This window comes from Streptomyces kunmingensis (assembly GCF_039533535.1).
Lineage (GTDB): Bacteria > Actinomycetota > Actinomycetes > Streptomycetales > Streptomycetaceae > Streptomyces > Streptomyces kunmingensis.
Genome location: NZ_BAAATS010000058.1, coordinates 1 through 16,123 on the forward strand (window position 1 = coordinate 1; position 16,123 = coordinate 16,123).

Here is a 16,123-nt window from a genome sequence, read left to right on the forward strand (position 1 = left end):
CGGCGGTGACAGCGTGCCCGAGACCCGGCGCAACGTGACCTCGTACCTCGACAACCTACGCATCCACTGAATTCCCCTCCGCCTGTATTCACCTTCACTTTCCGATAAATAACAGGGGGTCATCATGTCCGAATCCGTGGACACCCGTCCATTCACCGACGACACCGAGAAACGGCGCCACAACCGCGCGGTCGTCGAGCAGTACATGCACACCCTGGGACAGGACCGGCTGCGCCGCCACGAACTGTTCACCGAGGACGGCATCGGCGGCCTGTGGACCACCGACACCGGCACACCCGTGGCCACGCACGGCCGGGACCGCCTCGGTGAGCACGCCGTCTGGTCCCTCACGTGCTTCCCGGACTGGGAGTGGTACAACATCCGGATCTTCGGGACGGACGACCCCGACTTCTTCTGGGTCGAGTGCGACGGCCGCGGAAAGATCGTCTTCGGGGACTATCCCGAGGGCCGGTACGAGAACCACTTCCTGCACTCGTTCGAGTTCGAGAACGGAAAGATCAAACGGCAGCGCGAATTCATGAACGGATTCCAGCAGTTGCGCGCCCTGGGAATTCCCGTCCCCGAGATCAAACGCACGGGAATCCCGACCTGACGGACGACGTACCTCACTCGAGCAACACCACCGTTGGATCGGAGTACGGAATGAAGGACGTCGTGAAGGACGTCATCCGCGAGATCAGCGTTCGCGGGGCACTGCAACAGCCCGACTGGAGCGACCTTCTCCAGCTGAACCGGGTGAGCGAGACACTTGCCGCGAGACCCACCCTCGTGAAGGCCGACGACGTCGCCACCATGCGGACCCTGCTCGGCACCGTGGCCGCCGGCGAGGCCCTGGTCGTGCAGTCCGGCGACTGCGCCGAGGACCCGCAGGAATGCGGGCCCGAGCACATCGCCCGCAAAGTGGCGGTGCTCGACCTGCTCGCCGGGGCGCTCGGCCTGATCACCGGCAAGCCCGTGCTGCGCGCGGGACGCATGGCCGGGCAGTTCGCCAAGCCCAGGTCCCGGCCGACCGAGATCATCGACGGCATCGAACTCCCCGTGTTCCGTGGGCACATGGTCAACGCCCCGGAGGCGGACAGCGAGAGCCGCCGCCCCGACCCCCTGCGCATCCTCACCGGCTACATGGCCGCCAGCGACGCGGTCGAGCACCTGGGCTGGCGCGAGCGCGGCGCCGGCCGCCAGGTCGTGCACCCGCAGGTGTGGACGAGCCACGAAGCGCTGCTGCTCGACTACGAGGTGCCCATGCTGCGCACCGACGGTCAGGGCCGGCTCTTCCTCGGCTCGACGCACTGGCCGTGGATCGGCGAACGCACCCGCCAGCTGGACGGCGCCCACGTCGCCATGCTCTCCCAGGTGAGCAACCCCGTGGCCTGCAAGGTCGGCCCCACCATGGAGCCCGACGAGCTGGTCGCACTGTGCGAACGGCTCGACGCGTGGCGCGACCCGGGCAAGCTCACCCTCATCGCGCGGATGGGCGTCGACAAGGTGGCCGACCGGCTGCCGCGCCTCGTCGAGGCGGTGCGCGACGCCGGACATCCCGCCATCTGGCTGACCGACCCGGTGCACGGCAACACCGTCACCGCGCCCAGCGGCCACAAGACACGGATGGTGGAGACCCTCGCGCTCGAGGTGTCCCGCTTCGTGACCGCCGTACGCGAGGCGGGCGGTGTCCCCGGCGGCGTCCACCTGGAGACGACGCCCGACGACGTCACCGAGTGCGCCAGCACCGAGGCCGGCCTCGCCACCGTGGGCGAGCGCTACACCTCGTTCTGCGACCCCCGGCTCACCCCGTGGCAGGCCGTGTCCGTGGCCTCCGCATGGGCCGCCTGAGCCGCACGCATCGAGCAGGAACAGGAACCCCAGCCATGACCGGCATACCTCCCATTCCCGCCTACCCGCTGCCCGCCGAGGGCGATCTGCCGCCGGCCGTCGTGTCCTGGGAGCCCGACGCCGCCCGGTCGGTGCTCCTCGTCCACGACATGCAGCGGTACTTCCTCGAGCCGTTCCCCGACCCGCTGCGCCACGACCTCGTGCGCAACGCGGCGGACCTGCGCGAACGCTGCGCAGGACTCGGCGTCCCCGTCGCCTACACCGCACAGCCCGGCGGCATGACCGACGAACAGCGCGGCCTGCTCAAGGACTTCTGGGGCCCGGGCATGCGGACCGCGCCCGAGGACCGCCAGGTGGTCGACGCCCTCGCACCCGCGCCGCACGACTGGCAGCTCACCAAGTGGCGTTACAGCGCCTTCTTCAGAACCGACCTGCTCGAGCGGATGCGGGCCGCGGGCCGCGACCAGCTGATCCTGTGCGGGGTCTACGCCCACGTCGGCGTCCTCGCGAGCGCCGTCGAGGCCTTCACCCACGACATCCAGCCGTTCCTGGTCGCGGACGCGACCGCCGACTTCTCGCAGGAGTACCACCGCGGCGCGCTCACCTACGCCGCCGAGCGCTGCGCCCGCGTCGTCACCGCCAAGGAGGTGTTCGCATGACGTCCGACCTGCTCGCGCACGTACTGGACGGGACGGGACGGCCGTACGCGCTGCTGCACCGCCCGCACACGACGGGCGAGACCGTGGAAGTGCTCACCGGCGAGGTCTCCCTGCCCGCCACCCTGGCCGACATCCCGCTGTCCGGGAAGGAAGCGGACGAGTCCGGAGCGCACCACGACGTCCTCGTCGTCGTGCCCTACCGCCAGCTGACCGAACGCGGCTTCGCCTGCGCCGACGACGGCACCCCCCTGATCGCGATGACCGTCACCGGCCAGCAGCGGCTGCCGCTCCAGGAGGCGCTGGACCGCATCCCCGAGACACCGACCCGGCTGGCCGGCGGCGACTTCGATGTCGACGACGACGCCTACGAAGACGTGGTGCGCCGCATCGTCAAGGAGATGATCGGCACCGGCGAGGGGGCGAACTTCGTCATCAAGCGCACCTTCGTCGCCGACATCACCGAGTACGGGCCGCGCAGCGCCCCCGCACTCTTCCGCCGCCTGCTCCAGCACGAGTCCGGCGCCCACTGGACGTTCCTCATCCACACCGGCGACCGCACCCTCGTGGGAGCCTCGCCCGAGCGGCACGTCAGCCTGCGCGGCGGCAACGCCGTGATGAACCCCATCAGCGGCACCTACCGCTACCCGTCCTCCGGCCCCACCCTCTCGGGCGTCCTGGAATTCCTCGACGACCGCAAGGAGACCGACGAGCTGTACATGGTCCTCGACGAGGAACTCAAGATGATGGCCCGGATCTGCCCCGGCGGCGGCCGGGTCGTGGGCCCCTACCTGAAGGAAATGGCCAAGGTCGCGCACACCGAGTACTTCATCGAGGGACGCACCGGCCGCGACGTGCGCGACATCCTGCACGAGACGATGTTCGCGCCGACCGTCACCGGCAGCCCGCTGGAGAGCGCCTGCCGCATCATCACGCAGTACGAGCCCGGCGGACGCGGCTACTACAGCGGCGTGGCGGCGCTGATCGGACGCGACGACGACGGTGAGCGGGTGATGGACTCCGCGATCCTGATCCGCACCGCCGACATCAGCGCGCAAGGGCGCCTCAACATCGGCGTGGGCGCCACCATCGTGCGCCACTCGGACCCGGCGTCCGAGGCCGCGGAGACCCGCGCCAAGGCCGCCGCCCTGGTCGCGGCGTTCGGCGCGGGACAGGAGGCGGAACGCTTCGGCGACCATCCCGTGGTGCGCCGGGCCCTCGGACTGCGCAACGCGTCCATCGCCGACTTCTGGCTCACCGGCGCCGAGGCGCACGAAGCGGGCCGGCCGGAGCTGGCCGGGCGCAGCGTCCTCGTCGTGGACGCGGAGGACACCTTCACGTCCATGCTGGACCAGCAACTGCGGGCCCTCGGACTGAGCGTGACGGTCCGGCGCTTCGACGAGCCGTACTCCTTCGACGGGCACGACCTGATCGTGATGGGGCCGGGGCCGGGCGACCCGCAGGAGACCGCGCACCCCAAGATGCGGCACCTGCACCGCGCCGTGGACACCCTGCTGCGCGAACGGCGTCCCTTCCTCGCCGTCTGCCTCAGCCACCAGGTCCTCGGCCTGCGCCTGGGCCTGCCGCTGCGCCGCAGGGCGACACCCAACCAGGGCGTGCAGCGGGAGGTCGACCTGTTCGGCGGCACCGAACAGGTCGGCTTCTACAACACCTTCGCGCTCGTCGCCGGGGACGAGGAGTTCAGCGCGGCCGGCGTGGGACGGGTCCGGGTCGCCAAGGACCCGGCCACCGGGGAGGTGCACGCCCTCAGCGGGCCCTCGTTCGCCTCTCTTCAGTTCCACCCGGAATCCGTCCTGACCCGGGAAGGACCAAGGATCGTGGGCACACGCCTGGCCGGACTCCTCGCACCCGCCGAGACCGCCGGCCGGGCCTGAACCACCGGGCCGGCGCTCACCGACGGGTGCCGGCCCGGCACCCGTCGACAGCACATGACTGGGAGAGATGATGCATACGTACGTCGTCGTCGACGCTTTCGGGCAGGAGCCTCTCACCGGGAACCCGGTGGCGGTGTACTTCGGTGCCGACGACCTGAGCGGTGAGCAGATGCAGCGCATCGCCCGCGAGATGAACCTGTCGGAGACGACCTTCGTGCTCCGCCCGCGCCGGCCCGGCAACGACGCCCGGGTACGGATCTTCACTCCGGTCAACGAACTGCCGTTCGCCGGGCACCCGTTGCTCGGTACCGCGCTCGCGCTCGGCGACCGGACCGAAGGCGACCGGCTGCTGATCGAGACCGGCATGGGGGTGATCCCCTTCGAGCTGGAACGCGCCGACGGCAGGACCGTGTGGGCGAGCATGCGACAGCCGGTGCCCGTGTGGGAACCCTTCGACCGCGCCGACGAACTTCTCGAGGCCCTCGGCATCAGCGGCTCCCTCCTGCCGGTGGAGATCTACCGCAACGGGCCGCGCCACGTCCTTGTCGGCCTCGAGAGCGTCGAGGCCCTGTCGAAGCTGGACCCCGACCACCGCGCCCTGGCCCGCTTCCCCGACATGGCCACCAACTGCTACGCCGGCGAGGGCCGTTCGTGGCGCAACCGGATGTTCTCGCCCGCGTACGGAGTCGTCGAGGACGCCGCCACCGGCTCCGCGGCGGGCCCCATCGCCATCCATCTCGCCCGGCACGGCCTGATCCCGTACGGGCAGCGCATCGAGATCCTTCAGGGCGTCGAGATCGGCCGCCCCTCGCCCATGGGCGCGCTCGTCCACGGGGACGGCGACCACGTCACCTCCGTCGAGGTCTCCGGATCCGGCTCCCTCACCATCGAAGGGGTACTCCATGTCTGACAACGGCACCGCCCTAGCCACCCGAGCCACCCGCTCCGAAACACTCACCGGTACCGTCGCCGTACCCTTCCCCGAGTTCATCGCGCCGCCCGCCGAACCGATGGGGCTGCTGTCCGCCTGGCTGGAGGACGCCGTCGCGAACGGGGTACGCGAACCCCGCGCGCTGGCCCTCGCCACGGCGGACGCGCGGGGCCGCGCCTCCTCGCGCACCGTGGCCATCAGCAAGGTGACCGACGGCGGCATCGTCTTCATCACCCACTCCGACAGCCGCAAGGGCCGCGAACTCGCGGAGAACCCCTGGGCGTCGGGGGTGCTGTACTGGCGGGAGACCACCCAGCAGATCACCTTCGCCGGCCCGGTCGGCCGGCTGTCCGACACCGAGGCGGAGTCCCTGTGGCACGCGCGGGCGGTCTTCACGCACGCGATGACCGCGGCCTCCCGGCAGAGCGCGCCGCTGGAGGACCTCGGACACTTCGCCCGGCTGCGGGCCCGGGCGCTGGAGCTGGGCGAGCCGCAGCGTCCGCTGCCATGCCCGGCCACCTTCGTGGGCTACCGCCTGGAGCCCGACACGATCGAGTTCTGGGGCAACGGCACCGACCGGCTGCACGAACGCCTCGTCTACGAGCGCTCCGGGGACGGCTGGGAGATCAGCCGGCTGCAGCCGTGACCGGTCCCGCCGAACCGCCCCACCAGCCCGCCGACCTCCGGGGAGACGTCATCACTTCGCCGTCCGCTTTCACCGACCACCACGACCTGCGGGCACGCAACCGGCGGGCCGTGGAGCAGTATCTGGCGACCTCCGTCGAGGAACGCCTGGAGCGGTACACGCTCTACACCGAGGACGGCACCGCGGCCCTCTTCTACACCGACATCGGCCGGCCCATCGTCGTCGCCGGCCGCGAGAAGCTGCGGCACCACGGCGAGCTGGCCCTGGAGGTGCTGCCCGACTGGCAGTGGTCCGACGTCCATCTCTACGAGACGCAAGATCCCACGGTGATCTGGGTCGAGTGCGAGGGCGAGGGGACGATCCGGTTCCCGGGCTATCCCGAGGGCCGATACCGCAACCACTTCATCCTCGGCTTCACCCTGAGCGACGGCAGGATCGCCGCGAGCCGCGAGTACACCAACCCGATCGAGCACATGAAGGCGCTCGGCATCGGGACGCCGCACATCCAGCGGGACTGGATCCCCTCCTCCTGATCCGGCCGGAGTCATGACACGGGCTCCCGGAACGCCGGCCGCCCCGGGCATCTTGCCCGGGGCGGCCGGCGTTCTCCGTGCACGTGACTCACCACTCCACGAGCGCCAGCCCCGCGGCCATGCCGCCACCGAACCCGGCCAGCAGAATCAGGTCGCCGGGACGGAACGCGCCCTCGCGTCGCGCCGCGTCCAGCGTGATCAGGACGGAGGCGCTGCCGGTGTTGGCGTACTCCCGCAGCGTCGTGTGCATGGTGGCGTTCGGCAGCGCCAGTTCGGCGTGGAGCGCGTCCAGCATGACACCGTTGGCCTGGTGCGGGACGAAGTGACGGATGTCGTCGGGCACGGCGCCGGCCTCGTGCAGGAACTGCTTGACCAGCCGCGGCAGATGGTCCGACACGAACCGGCGCACACCGCGCCCGTCCATGGTGAAGAACTGCGCCCCCGCGGCCAGCGCCTCCTCGTCCAGGGGCAGGCGGCTGCCGCCGCCGGGCACCTCGATGAGCTCCGCCACCTCGCCGAACGACTGCAGTTCCAGATGGCGGATGCGCGGGCCTCCGCCCTCCGCCGCGAGCACGATCGCGCCGGCACCGTCGCCGAACAGGACGACCGTCCTGCGGTCGGCCCGGTTCAGGATGCGCGAGTACAGGTCGGCGCCGATGACCAGTGCGTGGCCGCCGCGCCGCGCGAGCACGCCCTCGGCCGCGCAGAGCGCGAAGATTCCGCCGGAACACACGGCGTTGAGGTCGAACACGGCCGCGCCGTCGGCGCCCAGCGCACGCTGCACGTACGCCGCGGTGGGCGGCTGCGGCCGGTCCGGCGTGGACGTGGCGACGACGATCACGGACAGCTGGCCCGCGGTGAGGCCGGCCGACTCCAGCGCGGCCCGTCCCGCCGCCACGGCCAGGTCCGAGGTGGCCTGGCCGTCGGCGGCCCACCGGCGGCTGCGGATCCCGGTCTTGCCGACGACCCAGGCGTCGTCGACCCCGGCCGCCGCGCCCACTTCGTCGTTGGAGACAGCTCGCTCGGGCAGATAGGCGCCCGTACCGAGGATCCTGACGTCGGTCATGCGACTGCCCTCCCCTCGTGTGTCATCTAGCGTCTCGTGTAGAGCCGCTTGTGGCCGCTGATCCCGGCGAGCCGGAAGGGGCCCGTGGTCTGCTCCGCGGTGGCGTGGTCGCCGCCGTCGACAGGCAGGGACCGCTCGTGCAGCTCGCGGTACTCGGCGTAGGAGACCGTCCTGCGGCGGGCGATCGCCGCGTGGTTCTCCTCGGTGCGCACGTGGGCGCGGTACCCGGCGACCGGGACCCCGGCGAAGAACTCGGCGACGGACCCCGAGCCGTAACTGAGGAAGCCGATGGGGCGGCCGGTCAGGTCGTCGGCCCCGTCGAGCAGAGCGGCGAGCCCCAGGTAGACGGAGGCGGTGTAGCTGTTGCCGATGACCCGGTTGTAGGCCGTGGTCGGACCGGTGGCGGCGGCGACCGCCGCGTCGTCGGTGTCCAGTCCGCAGTAGTTCAGCATGTGGCGGTGCGCCTTGGTCGCCATCTTCGTGAACGGCTGGTGGTAGCAGAACGCGGCGAACTCCTGCGGCGCGCGTCCGCCGTGCTCCGAGTAGTCCTTCCAGGCACCCTCGAGGGCCTGCAGATAGGCGCTGATGGACTCGTGGCCGTCCACGATCGCGGCCTCACGGTAGTTGGGCCGCCAGAAGTCCATGACGTCCGCGGTGTACAGGCCCGAGGGGTCCTCGATCCGTACGAGGGCCGGGTCCGCGGCGACGAGCATGGCCACCGCCGCGGCGCCCTGCGTCGCCTCGCCGGGGCTGTCCAGTTCGTACTTGGAGACGTCGCTGGCGATGACCAGGACCTGCTGCGCGGGGTCGCGCCGCACCAGGCCGATGGCGAACTGCAGGGCCGCCGTCGCCCCGTAGCAGGCCTGTTTCAGTTCGACGACCCGCGTCGCCGACTGCAGCCCGAGCAGCGTATGGACGTAGACGCCTGCCGACTTGGACTGATCGATGGAGGACTCGGTGGCGAGGACGACGGTCCGTATGCGGTCCGTGCCGTGCCGGGCGACGATGGGCGCGGCGGCCGCGGCGGCCATCGTCACGATGTCCTCGTCGGCGGCGGGCACGCTCATCGACTCCTGGCCGATGCCCAGGTGGTACTTGCCGATCTCGGTCCCGTTGTGCGCGGCGAGCGCGGTGTGCTCGAGAACGAACTCGCCTGTCGCGAAGGACAGGTCGTGAATCCCGATGGGGGTGGTCATGCCCTAAACACCAACCTTTGCGGTCTTGTTGTCGCGTTCCAGCAGGACGTGGGCGCGCATCAGCTCACCCGGATTCGTCTGTGCCGCCAGCAGCGAGAGTTCGCCGCACAGCACCGTCGCCGCGACGATCACAGCGAGCCGGCGGGCGTTCTCGCCGGGGGCACGGTCGGCACGGCAGCCGAGCCGGGACAGGTTCGTCTCCACGAATCCGAGTCCCTTGCCGTTGCCCACCGTGCCGACGATCAGGTTCGGCAGCGTGCAGGAGAAGTAGAGGTCGCCGTCGCGGTCCTCGGCGGTCGTGACACCCTGCGAGCCCTCGACGATGTTGGCCGCGTCCTGGCCCGTGGCGAGATAGAGGCCGAGCAGCATGTTCGCGTAGTGGGCGTTGGCCGAGCGGATGCCGCCCGCGAGCAGGGTGCCGAGCAGGTTCTTGCGGAGGTTCAGTTCGGCGATCTTGGCGGCCGTGGTGTGCAGCACGCCCTCGACCACGTCACGCGGCACCAGCAGTTCAGTGACCACGTTCTTGCCGCGGCCGAGCAGGCCGTTGATGGCGGTGGCCTTCTTGTCCGTGCAGTAGTTGCCGGAGATCGATCCGTAGGCGATGCCGGGGATCGTCTGCAACAGGTGGCCGAGCAGCGCGTCGGAGGCGAGCGTGGCCATGTTGTGGCCGGAGGCGTCGCCGGTGCTGAACTCGAAGCGGATGAAGAGCAGATGACCGGTGATCTCGTGCCGGACGCCGATCAGCTCCGCGAACCGGCTGCAACCGCGCACCACCTCGCGCAGCTCGTCGATGCGTGCGTCGATGATGCGGGTGGCCTCGTACGCGGTCCCCGCGTCGGCCGCCTCGACGAGCACGGAGCGTGTCATCCGCTCGTCGACGAGGGTGGCGACGATGCCCTTCTCGGCGAGCATGGACACCTTCGCCCCGCGCCCGACGGACGGCCACAGGGGCGACTCGTAGGTGGCCAGCGGCACCTGGGTCTCGGTGGTGGCGACGTTGCCGGAGATACGCACCGGCCCGACCCACTTCATCGGGACTCCGGCGATCGCGTGCGTGTCGGTCATCGTGTGCTTCCCGTCAGGTCGTGGAGGTCGTGCAGGTCGTGGACGTCCTCGAACGGGCCGAGGGGCCCGGAGCGCCGGGCGAGCGGGCCGGTGTCGATGCCACGGTCGGCGCAGAACTCGCGCAGGGTGCCGTGGATCAGCACGTCGCAGCGGGCGAGGTCGGTGGGGGTGCGGGCGCCGAGCATGGTCTGCAGCGCGGCCAACTGGTCGAGCCACGTGCTCAGTTGGGTGACCAGCGCGCTGAGCCCGTCGTCCATGAGCGTGCGCAGGAAGCCGCCGGAGACGCCGACGGCACGGGCGCCCAGCGCGAGGCTGCGGGCGACGTCGAGCGGATGGCGCACGCCGCCGGAGGCGAGCACCGGCAGGCCGGTGCCCCGGGCGTCCAGGAGGCAGGCGGCGGTGGACTGGCCCCAGTCGTGCAGGAACGCGTAGTCGGCGGGCTCGCGGCGCCCGTTCTCGATACGTGCGAAGTCGGTGCCGCCGCGCCCGGCGAGATCGGCCACCCGCACACCCAGCTCCCGCAGGAGCAGCACGGTCTGCCGGCTCAGCCCGTTGCCGACCTCCTTGACGATGACCGGGACCTCCACGCCTGCCACGATCCGCTCGATCTGCGCGGCCCACGACGAGAACGACCGGTCACCCTCGGGCATGGGGGTTTCCTGGGCCGTGTTGATGTGGATCTGCAGAGCGTCCGCGCGCAGCAGGTCGATCGCGCGCCGGGCCCCGTCCACCGACGCCGTCGCGTTGATGTTGGCCATCACGAACCCGTCCGGGTTGTACGTGCGCAGCACCCGGAACGTGTCGGCGCAGGAAGGGTCCTTGAGGTAGGCGCTCATGGAGCCCGACGCGATGGCGACACCGGTCTCGGCGGCAGCCGTGGCCAGATCCCGGTTGATGTCCCCGGTCTTGGCGGAGCCGCCGGTCATGGCGTTGATGTAGAGCGGCGCCTGCCACTGGATGCCGCCGAAGGAGGTGGCCAGCGCGACGTCCGGCCGGTCGATGCCGGCCAGGGCGTGGTGGACGAACGACACCTCGTCGAACTGGTTGTGACCGCTGTGCGCGCGGTTCTGCTCCATGGCCAGGCGGACGTGATCGTCCTTGCGTTGAGCGCTGGTCATCCCTGATTCCTTTCCGGGGTGGGTCCGACGGACAGCGGGCGCACTCCGGCCGCGGTCCACCGTTCGTGTACCTGTGCGACGGCGCGGGTGTCCGTGGCGTCCAGCAGGGCGATGCCGCAGTCGCCGCCGCCCGCCCCTGACGGCTTCGCCGCGCCGCCGACGGCCTCGGCCGCCTCGCACAGCGCCGTCAGTTCGGGAGTGAAGATGCCGAGGCGCGCCTCGGTGTCCAGCCGGGCCAGCTCCGTGCGGGCCCGCCGGATCTGTCGCGTCAGGGCCCGGTCGTCACCGTTGTCGAGCGCATCGGTCGCGGCGCCCACGATTTCGGTGCTGGTTTCGATGAACGCGCGGTACGAGGCGCTCGCGCGCCACTCGCGCCGGTGCAGTCCGGCGACCAGCGAGGTGGTGGACGCGGGCCGGCCGGTCCAGCCGACCTCCAGGCGCAGGCCCCGCGGCGGCGGCACTTCCCGCACCTCCAGGCCGGGCCAGGGGGCGCGCAGCGCTCGACCGACACCGTGCCGCCGTGCGAGCGCGAGCACCTGGGCGCGGTCGGGGGCCCGGTAGGCGACCCAGCCGCCCCAGGTGGCCGCCGCCAGATCGCCACCGGAGCCGCTGGGGTCGAGCCGGGCGCTCGCGAGCAGCGCCAGGCGGAACCGGTCGGCGCGTGACAGTTCGAGGCCGCAGTGGGCCGCGACCGCCGCGACGCTCGCCACGGTCACCGCGCCGGAGGAGCCCAGCCCGAACTTGGTGCCCGAGTCGTGCAGCCTGCTGCTGACCGTGATGTCCAACCCCGGTACGGGCAGGCCGCGTTCGGTCAGCAGGGCGGCCACGGTCTCGACCGCCGACACCACATGGGCGGATGCGCCGCGCACCTGCTTCTCGTCCTGGCCGGGGCACACCTCCAGTGCGGCGTCCCGCCGACGCAGGCGCATCGGCCGGGTGACGAGATCGGAGGAGATCACGACACCGTCGTCGTCCCTCGCGTCGACGGTGACGGTGACCGAGCGGTCCACCGCGGCCACGATCGCCGGGACGCCGGGCTCCACCACCGCGTACTCGCCCGCCACGAACAGCTTGCCCGGGGCGTGCCGGACGGCTGTGGGCCCACCGGTCATCGCCACGCCTCGTCGAGCAGACGGGCGCCCGGGCCCGGCAGGGCGACATGCACGGTGCTGCCCGGGGCCGCGCCACGCAGGACCGAGGCCACCCGTTCCGCGTCCACGCGCCGGCACAGCACCTTGACGTTCGGTCCGGCGTCCATCGTGGCGTAGGCGCAGACCCCGTCGCGGCGCAGTCGGGCCACGGCGTCGAGCACCGTGAGGCTGGCCGGGGCCAGGTAGCGCACGGCGGGGCGCGCCGCCAGCATCGTGGCGTGCATACCGAGGGCGTTGCGTTCGGCGATCTCACCGACCGCGTCGAGGTCGGCGCGGAGCAGCGCGGTCCGCATGGCGGCGAGGTCGTCCCTGCTGGACGCGGCCCACGGGCCGTACAGCGGTGAGGTGTCGACGGTGCGGCGCATGGCCGCGCGGCTCGAGACGTCTTTGGGCCCGGCGTTGACGACGGCCACGACCAGGGCCGGGTCCAGGTCCCCCGCGGGCACCGGCTCGGCGTAGGAGGCGAGGTCGCCGTCCGGCCCGCCGGCCCCGTGGCCCGCGTGCCAGACGGCGAAGCCGCCGAAGACCGAGCGCGACGCCGAACCGGAGCCGCGGCGGGCCAGGCGGGAGAGCGCGACCGGGCCGAGGTCGAGCCCGTACGCGGTCGTGGCCGCCAGGGCGAGGGCCGCGAACCCGCTGGCCGACGAGGCGAGGCCCGCGCCGGTCGGCACCGTGTTCCTGGTGTCGACGACGGCCCGCTCCGGCCGGCCCGACCGTTCGCGGACCAGGTCGAGGAAGGCGACGATGCGGCGCAGCGCCTCGCCCGTCGCGCTCGCGCCGTTCAGAGCGACACGGTCGTGCAGGGCGGTGCGGTCGAGGTGCACCCGGGTGGTGGTCGGGAAGATGTCCAGGGTCATCGACAGGCTGTCGGTCCGCGGGAGGACGAGCTCCTCGTCGCGTTTGCCCCAGTACTTGATGAGCGCGATGTTGGGCTGCGCGACGGCCGTGGCCACGGCGCGGTCCGTAGCGGCCCCGGGCTCGAGGACACTCAAGGTCTGCTGCTCAGCCATGGTCGGTGCGCCTCCTCAGCGGTACGACCCAGGTCTGGGCGGCGCCGGTCTCGTGCAGTCGGACAGTGACGTTCCTGGCATGTTCGGGGCGGGCCAGCGCGATCATGCAGCCGCCCAGACCACCGCCGGTGATCTTGGCGCCGAGGCTGCCGGCGTCGAGCGCGGCCGCCACCATGGCGTCGATCGGCCCGGTGCTGAGGCGGGCCACACGCAGCAGTTCGTGGTACTCCGTCAACTGGGCGCCCAGCAGCTCCGGCCGGCCGCTCGCGAGGGCCGACGCGGCGGTGTCGACGAGCTCCGTGGCGCGGTCCAGGAAGCGGTCCTTGCGGCCCGCGCGCTCGAAGCCGGCGCGCAGCAGCCCGACCGCTTCCTTGGTGCTGCCCGCGGTGCCGCTGTCGGCGACGACGAGCATCGCGTCGCAGCCGATGGGCAGCGGATGTGCCCGGCCCGCCTGGAAGCGCAGCGGGGCGTCGGCGCCGACCGCCATGGCGTCCACGCCGCTGGCCCTGCCGTGCGCCACGTTCTCGGCCGTCTGCACCAGGTCGAACACGGCATCGTCGCTCAGCTCCCGCTCGAAGAGACCGGCCAGGGCGAGGACGATCGCCCGGGAGGTGGCGGCGCTGGAGCCGAGTCCACGGCCGGGCGGCACGGCCGCGTCGACGATCACGTCGAGGTGCGCCTCGTCCGTCACGCCCGTGTGGGCCTTGAAGGCGGCGGTCAGCCGCCGCAGCCCGTCGGAGACATGGGTGACCATCGTCCGCGAGAGCGAACCGGTCATGGTGAAGGACAGACCGCCCTGGGAGCCGGCCCCGTCCGGGGCCTCGGCGGAGCGGCCCGCGCTCGCGGTGGCCGTCAGCTGAGGGATCGGCACGGCGAGCGCGGGGGCTCCGTACACGACCGCGTGTTCCCCCAGCAAAATGGCCTTGGCATGGGCGCGACCGATGCCGACGGAACGGGCCCGGTGCTCCGGGCCCTCTTCCACAGAGGTCGGTGAAGTCAACGCTTTCAGCCCCCCTTCTCGTTTCAATGGCATGAGGGACGTTCAGGGCCGGGGCCGGGTATCACCGCCGGCCCGCCGACCGCCTAATGAAAGTAGCGAGGAGCGCTCAAGGCTCGATGCAGCGCCGTTCGCGCATCCGTACAGGCGCCGGACACAGCACGATGCCGCCGGGGCGGTGCGCTCCGGCGGCATCGTGGGGTGAGCTGTCAGGTCAGGGCGAGTCCGGCGCGTTCCGGGGCCTGGTCCGGCCCTCGTCCACCCACACCACCTGGTCGGCCCCGGTCAGTCCCTCGTGTTCGTGGGTGACCAGCAGGGTCGTACGGCCACGGGTGGCGTCCAGGATGTCGGCGAGCACGGCAACCGCCGTCTGCGGGTCGAGCCCTTCGGTGGGCTCGTCCAGGACGAGGACGGGCGGATCGGCGAGCAGCGCACGGGCCAGCAGCAGACGGCTGCGCTGGCCGCCCGACATCTCGGTGCCCCCCTGGCCCAGGAGCGTGTCGAAACCGCCGGGCAGCGAGTCGATCCAGTCCAGGATGCGGGCCCGGCGCGCGGCGTCCCGCAGTTCGGCGTCGGTGGCCTGTGGGCGGGCCGGCAGCAGATTGGCCCGGATCGAGGCGTGGAAGACGTGCGCGTCCTGCGTCATGCCGGTGATCGTGCGCCGCACTTCCTGGCCGTCGCAGTCGCGCAGTTCGCGTTCGGCGACGCGGATGCTGCCGCACTCGTAGTCGACGAACCGCATGAGCGCCGCGATCAGGGTCGACTTGCCCGACCCGCTGGCGCCCAGCAGTACGGTGCGCCGTCCGGCGGGCAGCCGGAGGCTCAGCCCGTCCAACGCCGGTACGGGCGCGCCCGGATGGCGGACCGTCAGGTTCTCGACGCGGACCTCGACCGGTGCGCCCGCGGGGAGCGCGACCGGGGCGGTCGGCTCGGTGACCGGGGGCGGGGTGTCGAACAGGTCGGCCAGCCTGCGGGCCCGGGCGCGGACCTCGGCGAGGCGGAACGCCGCCGCCGGCAGCGGTTCGAGAGCCTCGAACGCGACCAGCGCAAGGACCGCGACGACCGTCAGATGGACGGCGGGGAGCCGGCCCTCGGCATGGGCGCGCAGCGCGGTCCACACGACCGCGCTCAGGGCGGCCCCCTCGAACAGCAGCAGGACGGCACCGGCCAGCGAGGTGGTCCTGGCCCGCAGCCTTTCCAGGCGCGCGATCCGGCCGGCCGCCTGATGCACCCGGTCCGCGGCGCGGCCCTGGGCGCCGTACGCGGCGAGATCCGCCGCGCCCTCGGTCAGATCCACGACGTGCGCGGCGAGTTCGGCCCGCACCGCCGCCGTGGCCCGGCCCGCCCGCCGGGCCACGGCGAGCACCGTCGCGGGGACGAGCACCGCGGCCAGGGCGAGCAGCACCCCCAGCAGCAGCCCCGCCTCGGGCAGCAGCGTCGCGGCGGTCACCGAGGCCGCGACCCCGACCGTGACGGCGGCCGCGACGGGCAGCACCACCCGCAGCAGCAGGTCCTGGGCAGCGTCCACGTCGTCGACAAGGCGGGTCAGCAGATCGCCGCTGCGGAAGGCGGGCGTGCCCGCGGGCGCGAGCGGCACCAGAGCTTCGTAGACCCGTGTGCGGAACCCCGCGACGGCCCGCAGCACACCGTCGTGGCCGAGCAGCCGGTCGCCGTAGCGCAGCACTCCACGCCCCAGGGCCAGCGCGCGTACGGCGACGATCGCGAGGCTCACCGAGGTGAGCGGCGGCTGCTGCGCGGCCCGCGTGATCAGCCAGGCCGCGGTGGCCATGAGCGCGGCCGCGGCCAGCTCACTGCCGGCGGCGGCGAGCGCGGCAGGCAGCAACCTGCGCCAGTACGGCAGCAGTTGGCGTACGAGACGCAGGGTGGGCCGGGACCCGCCCGGCAGCCGGCCGGGGGTGGCGGCAGCCGGGCGGGAGTCTGTGGAGCGGGGGACCGTTGCGGACGGGGTCATGGGGTCGGCGGTCCTTTCCTCGACGGGGCCCGCGGA

Annotated in this window: 15 protein-coding genes; 7 read left to right on the forward strand and 8 right to left on the reverse strand. The window is 72.2% G+C overall.

Going from position 1 to position 16,123, the window contains the following annotated elements; all coding sequences use genetic code 11:
• The first annotated feature begins 124 nt into the window (after nt 1-124).
• From ABD366_RS41155 to ABD366_RS41185, 7 genes are all read left to right on the forward strand, one after another.
• Complete coding sequence (locus tag ABD366_RS41155) at nt 125-613, forward strand: PhzA/PhzB family protein (protein ID WP_324768471.1); 489 nt, start codon at nt 125-127, stop codon at nt 611-613.
• 50 nt (nt 614-663) lie between these two features.
• Complete coding sequence (locus ABD366_RS41160) at nt 664-1,851, forward strand: 3-deoxy-7-phosphoheptulonate synthase (protein WP_324768470.1); 1,188 nt, start codon at nt 664-666, stop codon at nt 1,849-1,851.
• A gap of 35 nt (nt 1,852-1,886) precedes the next feature.
• On the forward strand, nt 1,887-2,510 hold the full coding sequence (locus ABD366_RS41165; protein ID WP_324768469.1) for an isochorismatase family protein: 624 nt from the start codon (nt 1,887-1,889) through the stop codon (nt 2,508-2,510).
• On the forward strand, nt 2,507-4,402 hold the full coding sequence (locus ABD366_RS41170; RefSeq protein ID WP_324768468.1) for an anthranilate synthase family protein: 1,896 nt from the start codon (nt 2,507-2,509) through the stop codon (nt 4,400-4,402). Before ABD366_RS41165 ends, ABD366_RS41170 begins: the two co-directional genes overlap by 4 nt.
• A 67-nt stretch (nt 4,403-4,469) precedes the next feature.
• Nucleotides 4,470-5,312 carry a PhzF family phenazine biosynthesis isomerase gene (locus ABD366_RS41175; protein ID WP_324768467.1) on the forward strand — a complete coding sequence of 281 codons (843 nt, stop codon included), beginning with the start codon at nt 4,470-4,472 and terminating at the stop codon, nt 5,310-5,312.
• Complete coding sequence (gene phzG / locus ABD366_RS41180; protein ID WP_324768466.1) at nt 5,305-5,979, forward strand: phenazine biosynthesis FMN-dependent oxidase PhzG; 675 nt, start codon at nt 5,305-5,307, stop codon at nt 5,977-5,979. Before ABD366_RS41175 ends, phzG begins: the two co-directional genes overlap by 8 nt.
• Nucleotides 5,976-6,512, forward strand: a complete 537-nt coding sequence (locus ABD366_RS41185; RefSeq protein ID WP_324768465.1) for a PhzA/PhzB family protein — start codon at nt 5,976-5,978, stop codon at nt 6,510-6,512. The genes phzG and ABD366_RS41185 overlap by 4 nt, the downstream gene beginning before the upstream one ends.
• An 88-nt stretch (nt 6,513-6,600) precedes the next feature.
• Here the strand turns inward: ABD366_RS41185 and ABD366_RS41190 are convergent, their stop codons facing one another.
• The 8 genes from ABD366_RS41190 to cydC all read right to left on the reverse strand — a co-directional run bounded on the left by ABD366_RS41190 (nt 6,601) and on the right by cydC (nt 16,087).
• Nucleotides 6,601-7,578, reverse strand: a complete 978-nt coding sequence (locus ABD366_RS41190) for a 3-oxoacyl-ACP synthase III family protein (protein WP_324768463.1) — start codon at nt 7,576-7,578, stop codon at nt 6,601-6,603.
• Between the two features lie 26 nt (nt 7,579-7,604).
• Nucleotides 7,605-8,774, reverse strand: coding sequence for a hydroxymethylglutaryl-CoA synthase (locus tag ABD366_RS41195; RefSeq protein ID WP_324768462.1), 1,170 nt, complete (start codon nt 8,772-8,774; stop codon nt 7,605-7,607).
• 3 nt (nt 8,775-8,777) lie between these two features.
• On the reverse strand, nt 8,778-9,839 hold the full coding sequence (locus tag ABD366_RS41200; RefSeq protein ID WP_324768461.1) for a hydroxymethylglutaryl-CoA reductase: 1,062 nt from the start codon (nt 9,837-9,839) through the stop codon (nt 8,778-8,780).
• Nucleotides 9,836-10,957: a type 2 isopentenyl-diphosphate Delta-isomerase gene (gene fni, locus ABD366_RS41205; RefSeq protein ID WP_324768460.1), complete on the reverse strand. Its 1,122-nt coding sequence runs from the start codon at nt 10,955-10,957 to the stop codon at nt 9,836-9,838. Before fni ends, ABD366_RS41200 begins: the two co-directional genes overlap by 4 nt.
• On the reverse strand, nt 10,954-12,069 hold the full coding sequence (locus ABD366_RS41210; protein WP_324768459.1) for a phosphomevalonate kinase: 1,116 nt from the start codon (nt 12,067-12,069) through the stop codon (nt 10,954-10,956). Before ABD366_RS41210 ends, fni begins: the two co-directional genes overlap by 4 nt.
• Nucleotides 12,066-13,118 carry a diphosphomevalonate decarboxylase gene (mvaD, locus tag ABD366_RS41215; protein ID WP_324768458.1) on the reverse strand — a complete coding sequence of 351 codons (1,053 nt, stop codon included), beginning with the start codon at nt 13,116-13,118 and terminating at the stop codon, nt 12,066-12,068. The genes ABD366_RS41210 and mvaD overlap by 4 nt, the downstream gene beginning before the upstream one ends.
• Complete coding sequence (gene mvk / locus ABD366_RS41220; protein WP_324768456.1) at nt 13,111-14,118, reverse strand: mevalonate kinase; 1,008 nt, start codon at nt 14,116-14,118, stop codon at nt 13,111-13,113. Before mvk ends, mvaD begins: the two co-directional genes overlap by 8 nt.
• Nucleotides 14,119-14,329: 211 nt before the next feature.
• Nucleotides 14,330-16,087, reverse strand: a complete 1,758-nt coding sequence (gene cydC / locus ABD366_RS41225; protein WP_344443511.1) for a thiol reductant ABC exporter subunit CydC — start codon at nt 16,085-16,087, stop codon at nt 14,330-14,332.
• Nucleotides 16,088-16,123: the final 36 nt, after the last annotated feature.

Coding starts and splice junctions, on each gene's coding strand:
- ABD366_RS41195 (WP_324768462.1), bottom strand. CDS start 8,774: ATGACCACCCCCATCGGGATTCACGACCTGTCCTTCGCGACAGGCGAG.
- ABD366_RS41160 (WP_324768470.1), top strand. CDS start 664: ATGAAGGACGTCGTGAAGGACGTCATCCGCGAGATCAGCGTTCGCGGG.
- ABD366_RS41155 (WP_324768471.1), top strand. CDS start 125: ATGTCCGAATCCGTGGACACCCGTCCATTCACCGACGACACCGAGAAA.
- ABD366_RS41170 (WP_324768468.1), top strand. CDS start 2,507: ATGACGTCCGACCTGCTCGCGCACGTACTGGACGGGACGGGACGGCCG.
- ABD366_RS41175 (WP_324768467.1), top strand. CDS start 4,470: ATGATGCATACGTACGTCGTCGTCGACGCTTTCGGGCAGGAGCCTCTC.
- ABD366_RS41165 (WP_324768469.1), top strand. CDS start 1,887: ATGACCGGCATACCTCCCATTCCCGCCTACCCGCTGCCCGCCGAGGGC.
- ABD366_RS41190 (WP_324768463.1), bottom strand. CDS start 7,578: ATGACCGACGTCAGGATCCTCGGTACGGGCGCCTATCTGCCCGAGCGA.
- ABD366_RS41200 (WP_324768461.1), bottom strand. CDS start 9,839: ATGACCGACACGCACGCGATCGCCGGAGTCCCGATGAAGTGGGTCGGG.
- fni (WP_324768460.1), bottom strand. CDS start 10,957: ATGACCAGCGCTCAACGCAAGGACGATCACGTCCGCCTGGCCATGGAG.
- mvaD (WP_324768458.1), bottom strand. CDS start 13,118: ATGGCTGAGCAGCAGACCTTGAGTGTCCTCGAGCCCGGGGCCGCTACG.
- ABD366_RS41210 (WP_324768459.1), bottom strand. CDS start 12,069: ATGACCGGTGGGCCCACAGCCGTCCGGCACGCCCCGGGCAAGCTGTTC.
- cydC (WP_344443511.1), bottom strand. CDS start 16,087: ATGACCCCGTCCGCAACGGTCCCCCGCTCCACAGACTCCCGCCCGGCT.
- phzG (WP_324768466.1), top strand. CDS start 5,305: ATGTCTGACAACGGCACCGCCCTAGCCACCCGAGCCACCCGCTCCGAA.